This window comes from Streptomyces sp. NPDC005566 (assembly GCF_040605575.1).
GTDB lineage: Bacteria > Actinomycetota > Actinomycetes > Streptomycetales > Streptomycetaceae > Streptomyces.
In genome coordinates this window covers 1-9297 of sequence record NZ_JBEXDB010000035.1, presented here as the reverse complement: position 1 = coordinate 9297, position 9297 = coordinate 1, and the positions used below count along the sequence as shown (strand labels likewise).

Genomic DNA, 9297 nt, shown 5'->3' with positions numbered 1-9297 from the left:
AGGACGACGCAGCGGTCGGCTGTCGCTTGCCCGGGACCTCATGAACAGACCCCGGTCGGGGGGAAGGCTAGTCACCGCAGAGGGCGGGAACCAACCCCTGCCAGGCTGGTCAGGACCCCGAGAACTCTAGGGGGAGCTTTAGGGGTTGACGTCCTCCGTCTTTCTCATACGCTTTTTCCGCTGCTACCGATCGGATTGGCTGGGCGACAAGTGGACAATGCCCGAATGCTTTTCGACCTGACCGACCCGGCCCTGATGAACGACCGGTACAACTATTATCGGCGGCTGCGGGAAACAGAGCCGATCCATCATTCAGCACACGGCTTCTGGACACTCGCCCGCTACGCCGACGTCGATGCCTTCCTGCGCGCGCCGCAGACATCGGCGGCCGCCCCCGAGGACCCCCTGTTCACCGCACTGCGCGGCGGCCGGGACGCCCCCGCCATGCGCAGCATGCGGCGGTGGATGGTGGTGAAGGACGGCTCCGAACACCGGCGGTTGCGCCGCCTGGTGGCCCGGGCGCTCACCCCGAACGCCGTCGAGGGGCTGCGGCCGGAGATCCACCGGATCGTCAGCGGTCTGATCGACGAGCTGGGCGAGGGCGAGATCGACCTGATCGGCCAGTTCGCCACGCCGGTGCCGATCGCCATCGTCTGCGGGCTGCTCGGCATCCCGGTCGAGGACGCCGGGCGCTGCCTGGAGTGGACGAACGCCATCGCGAACATCGTCGACCCCCTCATCACCCCCCAGATGCGCATCGCGATGAACCGGGCGGAACCCCAGTTCAACGCCTACATCCGGGAGCAGATGGAGCTCCGGCGCAGCCACCCCCGCGACGACGTCCTCTCCATGCTGATGCGGAAGGACGCCAACGGCGACGGGCTGAGCGACGAGGACGTCATCGCCCAGGTGCTGCTGCTGTTCAACGCCGGCCACGAGACCACGGTCAACGTCATCGGGAACGCGATCCACTCGCTGCTCACGCACCCGGACCAGCTGCGGATCCTGCGGGAGCGCCCCGAACTCGTCGAACCCGCCTTCGAGGAACTCGCTAGGTACAACGCCACGGTGCAGATCATCGCCCGGCAGCTGAGCGGCGATCTGGTCCTCGACGGCACCGTCATCCCGGCAGGCTCCTCGGTACTGGGCATCACCGGGTCCGCGCACCGCGACCCGGCCAGGTTCGAGGACCCGGACCGGCTGGACGTGCTCCGCACCGGGGTGAGGTCGCTCGCCTTCGGCTCGGGCCCGCACGCCTGCATAGCCGCGATGCTGGGCAAGGCTGAGGTCTCCATCGCCCTGACCGAACTCCTCCGGCGGTACGAGACCATCGAGTTCGCCACGGACGACCTGCGGTGGCACACCCGCTTCAGCTTCGTTCTCGGGCTCAAGAGCCTCCCGCTGCGGGTCGCGCACCGCCGGTAGCCGGCTGAGGTGCCGCCCGGGATTCCCCCCGTGCCCGTCCCCATGACGGCTTTGCCGTCACCGTGGCTGTCGGCCCTTCTCGGGCGGGTGCGGCCGCTACCGTCTCGACGCTACCGCGACCGGCCGGCGGCGGGCCACGGCCCCACCGCCGGCCGGTCGGCCGAGTTCCTCCTCAGCCCAGTTCCTCCAGCCACCTGCCGACCGCCATGGCCGTCGTCGCACCGTGTTCGCGCATGACCGTGAAGTGGTTGCCGGGCACGTCGACGGTCGTATGCGGCAGACTCCACGAGGCGCGCCAGTCCTCATCGCGGTTCCACTCCCCGATCGGCTCCGAGGCCCTGACCACGAGCGTCGGAGCCTGGATCTCCCGGGGCTGGAACAGTGCGAACATCCGGCCGTACCAGGCCTGCGCGGTGAGGCGGATGTCGTTCATGGGCACGTACAGGTCCTCACGCTGGAACATGCCGTCGTTGAGCTCGTTCTTCCACTCCTCGTACACCGGCTGGTCCAGCAGGTAGGCGTCGACGAGGACGACACCGGCCGGTACGACGCCCATCTGTTCCAGCCGGTAGGCGAGGGCGTGGGCGAACAGACCGCCGCCGGAGTGTCCGACGATCACGAACGGATCGTCGCCCACGGCCTTCAGCAGGGTGTTCGCCTCCCAGGTCAGTACGGCGTCGGGACCGGAGGGCAACAGCTCGCCGTCGCGATAACCGGGCACCGGAAGCGCGATGACGTCGCGCTGCCCGCGGAACGGCATGGCGAACCGGGCGAATTCATGAGGTCCCGCCACAGCGGAGGTGCCGCACTGGCCGACGATCCTCAGCCGCCCGTCACCGCGTGCGAGGAAGACAGGATCGGGCGACGTCCGGAGTTCGTCGGGCTGCTCGAACTTCGGACGGAAGCTCGCCGCCTCCATGAGGAACTCCATGAACCTGCCCAACGAGTCCTCGCGCGCGGCCTCTTGCAGCAGCGACCGCAGGATTCCACCGCCGCGCGGCCCGGCGTCGGCGCCCGCCTCGGCGTCGTCGGTGTCAGGGCCGAGCAGCAGCTGCTGCACGTGTGCGGCCAGTGCGGCCGGCGTCCCGTGCTCGAACACGATCGCGCTGCTCAGCGGCACACCGATGACGACCTGCAGGGCATTGCGCAGCTCGACGGCCGTCAGGGAGCTCATACCCAACTCGAGGAACTCGCGGTCCGGTTCGACGTCCTCCACGTCCGTGTAGGCGAGCACGTCGGCCGTGTGCGCCCGGACCAGGTCCAGGGTCACGCGGCGCCGCTCCGCGCGTGGCAGCTTCTCCAGCCGATCGCGGAGATCCTCGGGACCGTCACCACCACCGGCCGTCGTGCCGATGTCGCGCAGGCGGCGCACCTCGGGCAGGTCGTCGAGCAGGTGCCGGGCACGGTCCGCCGAGTACGCGGCAGCGAACCGGGGCCAGTCGACGTCGGCCACGACGGCGACGGCGCCGTCGGAGCGGACCGGCAACCGTCCGAGGACACTCGTCGCGACCTCCGGCGGCATGGCGCGCAGGCTGCTCTGCCGCAGCCACTCCAGCTCTTCCGGATCACCGGCGGCGGAATCCGTCCACGGTCCCCAGGCCACCGAGACCGCGGCAGTTCCCGCCGCGCGCAGGTATGCGGCCAGGGCGCCGAGGTAGGCGCCGGTCGTCGACCGGGCCACCTGCCGGGCATCCCCCCAGACCCCGTCGGCTGAGGCCAGCAGCACGAACGCCTGCAGGTCGAGACCGATGGTCAGTTCGTGCAGGTGCCGGGCCCCGGCCACCACCTGGTCGATGGCCGCGATCCCGGCCGATGTCAGGGCCGACGGCTCGGTGTCCGAGGTGATCTCGGGTGCGTACACGACAGCGGCCAGCGGCTGCTCGCCGGGGATCTCCGCGAGAACCCTGGCCAGAGCGGCACGGTCCGCCGGTTCGCAGGCCACGACCGTCACCTGCGCTCCACGCCCGGTCAGATCGGCGACCAACTCGGTCACACCGGGGCCCTCCGAGCCCTCCCGTCCGGTGAGCAGCAGGTGCCTCACCCCCTGGTCGGCGAGCCAACGTGCCGTTCCCGCCCCGACCGGGCCGGTGCCGCCGGCCACCAGCACGGTGCCGGACCCGTGCCACCGGACCGGTTCGCCGTCGGTCACCGGGTTCGGCACGTCCGGGACCAGCCGGGGTACCCGCATCTGCCCGTCGCGGATGGCCAGTTGCTCGGGTCCGGCCAGCAGCGCGGCGGTGAACAGCGGCCAGTGGCGGGCGGCCGGCTCCTCGGGCAGGTCGATCAGGCCGCCCCAGCGGGTTGATCCGGCACGGTCGATCGCACGGCCGAGGCCCCAGACGAGCGCCTGCGCGGGGTTGCGGACCGGGTCGGACGCGCCTGTCGACACCGCGCCCGAGGTGACGCACCACAGCGGGGCGTCGATACCGGCGTCGCGGAGCGCGTGGGTCAGCTCCAGAGTGCCCGCGACTCCCGCATCCTCGTCATGTGCGCCGAACGCCGTCAGGGACACCACTCCGGCGGGCGGGTCGGATTCGGCGAGCGCGTGCTTCAGCCGGCCAGTCAGGCCCTGCCGGGTCATGTGGGCACCGTCGACGGGCAGGCGCACCACGACGGCACCGGCGTCGACCAGGGCAGCGGCGATCTCGGTCCGCGGATCATCGATCGACGTGACGAGCAGCCAGGTACCGGGGGAGCCGGTGGCGACGGGCAGATCGGCGATCGGCTTCCAGAGAACCCGGTAACGCCACGAATCGAGCAGCGAACGCTGCTGGTGGCGCTGCCGCCACTCGGACAGGGCCGGAAGAGCCGATTCGAGTCCCGGCAGCTCCTCAAGGTCCCCGCGCTCCACGGCGTCCCAGAACGTGGCGTCCACCAGGTCGGCGGTGCCCGTCTCCATCGGCTGCGGCCAGTACCGTTCCCGCTGGAAGGCGTACGTCGGGAGCTGGGTGCGCCGACCGGTCAGTACGGCGGGCCAGTTGACGTCGATGCCGGCTTTCCACGCGTCGCCCAGTGACGTCAGCACCCGGCGCAACCCGCCTTCGTCACGCCGCAACGTGCCCAGTACCGCAGCCTGGACGTTCGCAGCCTCGAGAGTCTCCTCGATGCCGACCGTGAGTACCGGGTGCGGACTCACCTCGATGAAGGTGCGCATCCCCTGTTCCAGCAGGGTGCGGACCGCATCCTCGAACTCCACCGTGGAGCGCAGGTTGTCGAACCAGTACTGCGCGTCCAGGCGGCCCTCCACCAGCCGGCCGGTGAGCGTGGAGAACATCGTCACCGTGCCGTCGGCGGCCGACGACAGCCCTGCCAGATCCTTCAGGATCCGCTCCCGCAGTTCCTCCATCTGTGAGGAGTGCGACGCGTAGTCCACCGCGATCCGCCGCGCCCGGATCCCCCGCCTCCCACACTCGGCCATCAGTTCGTCGAGGGCACCGGCTTCCCCGGACACGACCGTGGACGAGGGACCGTTCACGGCAGCGACCGACACTCCTGCGCATTCCGACACCAGGTCCTCGACCATGTCCCGCCCCGCGGCCACGGACACCATGCCGCCGCCGGCCACGGAGACGAGTGCCTTCGACCGCAGCGCCACCACCCGCGCCGCGTCATCCAACGACAGCAGGCCCGCCACACACGCGGCGGCGATCTCACCCTGAGAGTGACCGACCACCACCGAAGGCACCACACCCGCCGAACGCCACACCTCCGTCAGGGCGACCATCACCGCCCACAACACCGGCTGGACCACATCCACCCGGTCCATGTCACCGGCCTGCAGCAGCACCTCCGACAACGACCAGTCCACGTACGGTGCCAGTGCCGTCTCGCACTCCAGCAACCGCTCCCGGAACACCTCCGAGCACTCCCACAACTCCCGTGCCATCCCCACCCACTGCGCACCCTGACCGGGGAACACGAACACCACACCACCCGAAGAAGCCGCGCCGCCCGCGGAACCCGAGCCGAGCCCCGCGACGACTCCGGACAGTCCGGCCAGCAGCTCGTCCGGGCCCTCACCCACCACCACCGCACGATGCTTCAGCGCCGCCCGGCCCGTGGCCAGCGACCATCCCACGTCCGCCACGGCCAGCTCCGGCCGTTCCACCACGAACGACCGCAACCGCTCCGCCTGGGCCCGCAACGCCTCCGCGGACCTCGCCGACACCATCCACGCCGACACACCCGAAGCAGATGACAGCACACCCGGACCGGCCGGCTGCGGAACCACCTCCGGCTCCTGCTCCCGTACCGGCGCCTGTTCCAGAATCACGTGTGCGTTCGTCCCGGACATCCCGAAGGAGGACACCGCCGCACGCCGGGGACGATCGTCGGTTCCGGGCCAAGGACGCGCTTCGGTGAGCAGTGACACCGCACCTGCCGACCAGTCCACCTGTGGTGTGGGCTCGTCGACGTGCAGGGTGGCAGGCAGCACCCCGTGCCGCATCGCCATGACCATCTTGATCACACCCGCGACACCGGCCGCGGCCTGGGTGTGGCCGATGTTCGACTTGACCGAGCCCAGCCACAGCGGCTCATCACTCTCCCCGCGGCCCTGGCCGTAGGTGGCCAGCAGGGCCTGCGCCTCGATCGGGTCACCCAGCCGTGTGCCGGTGCCGTGGGCTTCGACCGTATCGATGTCGGCGCCGGTGAGCCGGGCATTGGCCAACGCCTGCTGGATCACTCGCTGCTGGGAGGGGCCGTTCGGTGCTGTCAGGCCGTTGGACGCACCGTCCTGGTTGATCGCACTGCCGCGTACGACCGCCAGTACCTGATGCCCGTGACGCCGAGCGTCGGAGAGCCTCTCCAGCATCACCAGTCCGACTCCCTCGGCCCAGCCGGTCCCGTCGGCGGCCGCCGCGAACGCCTTGCAACGTCCGTCGCCGGCCACGCCGTCCTGCCGGTCGAACTCGACGAACGCTCCTGGCGTGGCCATCACCGTCACCCCGCCGGCCAGTGCCACGTCGCACTCGCTGCCGCGCAGTGCCTGGGCGGCCAGGTGCAGGGCCACCAGCGATGACGAACACGCCGTGTCGACCGTCACGGCCGGGCCTTCCAGTCCGAACGTGTACGAGAGGCGGCCGGAGATGACGCTGCCCGCGGTACCCGTCAGCAGGTGGCCTTCGGTACCCGGTACCCCGGCGACTCCGTATCCGGACGAAGAAGCGCCGGCGAAGACACCGACACTGCGGCCACGCAGTGACTGCGGATCCATTCCGGCCGACTCGAACGTTTCCCACGCCGTCTCCAGGAGCAGGCGCTGCTGCGGGTCCATGGCCAGGGCCTCACGCGGGCTGATTCCGAACAAGCCGGAGTCGAACCCGACCGCGTCCTCGACGAACCCGCCGAGACCACCCGCGATCCCTGACACCTCCGCGGGCCAGCCGCGGTCCACCGGGAACACCGACAGACCGTCCTGCCCACCAGCCACCAGGTCCCACAACTGTTCGGGCGTTGTGATCCCGCCCGGGTAGCGGCAGGCCATGCCCACGATCGCCAGCGGCTCGTCTGCCGCCCCCGTACGGGGCTGCGCCAGCTCCACCGGCTTTGCCACGCCGAGCAGTTGGGACTGGAGGTACTCTGCCAGCACTCGCGGCGCGGGGTAGTCGAACACCAGCGTCGCGGGCAGGACGAGGCCCGTGTGCGTGGACAGCAGATTGCGCAGCTCGACGGCCATCAGCGAGTCGAAGCCCAGATCACGGAACGCCCGGCCGGGTTCCACCGCTTGCGCGCCGGAGTGACCCAGCACGCTCGAAGCCTGGTCCCGTACCAGGCCCAGCAGTATCTCCTGCTGCCGTACCTCCGAAACCGCGGTCAGTTCCTTGCGCAACGGCAGTTCTGCGCCGAGAGCACCGTCGACGGCAGCGCCGGCCGTGCCGGTCGCCTCGGGCAGGTCGGCGAGCAGCGCACTGGACCGAGCGGAGGTGAAAGCGGGCAGGAAGACGGCCCAGTCCACGTCGGCCACCGTCAAGGTGCCTGTCCCCGCGTCGATGGCCTGGGCCAGTGCCCGTAGCGCGAACGCCGGGTCCATCGTGTTGAGCCCCCGCCGACGCAGGTAACCCTCCGTCTCACCCAGCGTGGCCATTCCCACCTCGGCCCACGGGCCCCAGGCAACCGAAGTGCCCGCGAGTCCACGGTCGCGACGTTGCTGTACCCAGGCGTCCAGGAAGGCGTTGCCTGCCGCGTACGCCCCCTGGCCGCCGCTGCCCCACGTGGCGGCGATGGAGGAGAACACCACGAACAGATCGATCGGCAGACCTGCCGTCAGCTCGTCGAGGAACACCGTCCCCTGGGTCTTCGCCCGAAGAACGGAAGCGAACACCTGCGGTTCGGCTTCTTCCAGCCGCTGCGGAACGTCCAGCCCTGCGGCATGCACGATGCCGGTCAGTGGCGTGTCGGCGGGAACACCGGCGATCACCTCGGCGAGCGTGTCCCGGTCGGTGACATCGCAGGCCGCAACGGTGACCTGCGCACCGAGCCGGGAGAGTTCCTCGACCAGACCTTCGGGGGCGACACCGCCTCGGCTGGTCAGTACCAGATGCGGCACGCCCCGTCCGGCCAGCCACCGGGCCACCAACGAGCCCAGAGCACCGGTGCCACCCGTGACCAGTACCGTTCCCGACGGACTCCATGTCCCGCCGGTCGGTGCCACGGGCTCGGCCCGCAGCACGCGCCGGCCGTGGACACCGGACGCACGAACGGCCACCTGGTCCTCGCCACCATCGGACAGGACACCGACCAGCCGATCGGCCGCCCTGGCGTCCAGCTCGGCGGGCAGGTCCACCAGACCGCCCCACTGCTGGGGGAACTCCAGCGCGGCGACCCGACCCAGACCCCACACCGCCGCCTGTTCCGGGCTCAGCAGCGGATCGGACCGCCCGACCGACACCGCACCACAGGTCGCCACCCACAACGGCACGGCAACACCCGCAGCGGCCCACGCCTGTGTCAGCGACAGCACCACCCCGATCGAAGCCGGAATCCCGTCCTGCGCCGGCATGGCCTCGACCGCATCTGCCAGCATCACGACACCGGACAGGTCGCCGGCCTCAGCGGCAAGCCGTACGAGCGCGAGCGCCAGCTCCTGCCGCCCTGTCGAACCTCCATCAAAGGGAACGCCGACCACCGCGGCGCCGGCGCCGGTCAGCGCTGCGGCCACATCCGTCCGCCCGGAACCGACGACCACCCAAGTCCCCGCCAAGGAGGGCGTGGACGGAAGACCGGTGAGTGGCTTCCACGTGACCTGGTAGCGCCAGGAGTCCACCACGGACCGCTCGCGTCGTCTGCGTCGCCAGGCCGACAGCACCGGGAGCACGTCGCCGAGCGCGGCGGGGGCTTCGGGCAGTTCGAGTTCCGCGGCCAGTCGCTGGAGGTCTTCGCGTTCGACCGCGTCCCAGAAACCGGTCTCGGCCACCTCGCCGCCGGCGATCTCGGCAACCGGCTCCGGCCAGTACCGCTCCCGCTGGAATGCGTATGTCGGCAGGTCGACGACCCTGCCGCCCCAGCCGGCGAACACAGCGGTCCAGTTGACTTCGGTGCCGGCGGTCCACAGGCGGCTGATCGCGGTGAGCGCTGTGTCGGTCTCGTCGCGGTCCTTGCGCAGGACTGGGACGAACTCGGCGTCGGCGGCGGTGTCCTGGGCCATGCCCGCAAGCACACCGTCCGGGCCGAGTTCGAGGTAGCGGGTCACGCTCATCGCTTCGAGGGTCGTGATTCCGTCGGCGAAGCGGACCGTGTGGCGTATCTGGTTCAGCCAGTAGTCCGGCTGTTGCATGGTGCCGGGTTCGGCGACGGCTCCGGTGAGGTTGGAGACGATCGGGGTCCGGGCGGGGTGGAAGGTCAGGCGGGCGAGGACATCCGCGAATTCGTCCA

General features: G+C 70.5%; 2 protein-coding genes. One reads left to right on the top strand and one right to left on the bottom strand.

Annotation, left to right across the window (positions count from 1 at the left end; all coding sequences use genetic code 11):
* Window positions 1-225: 225 nt before the first annotated feature.
* Window positions 226-1425 (top strand): cytochrome P450, encoded by a 1200-nt coding sequence (locus ABZS61_RS33670; protein WP_356429967.1) that lies wholly within the window; start codon window positions 226-228, stop codon window positions 1423-1425.
* A 172-nt stretch (window positions 1426-1597) separates the two neighbouring features.
* Here ABZS61_RS33670 and ABZS61_RS33665 read toward each other — a convergent pair whose 3' ends face one another.
* The gene (locus ABZS61_RS33665) at window positions 1598-9199 is read right to left on the bottom strand and encodes a type I polyketide synthase (protein ID WP_356429965.1); all 7602 of its coding nucleotides are present in this window, start codon (window positions 9197-9199) and stop codon (window positions 1598-1600) included.
* Between the last annotated feature and the right edge of the window lie 98 nt (window positions 9200-9297).

Coding starts and splice junctions, on each gene's coding strand:
- ABZS61_RS33670 (WP_356429967.1), top strand. CDS start 226: ATGCTTTTCGACCTGACCGACCCGGCCCTGATGAACGACCGGTACAAC.
- ABZS61_RS33665 (WP_356429965.1), bottom strand. CDS start 9,199: ATGCAACAGCCGGACTACTGGCTGAACCAGATACGCCACACGGTCCGC.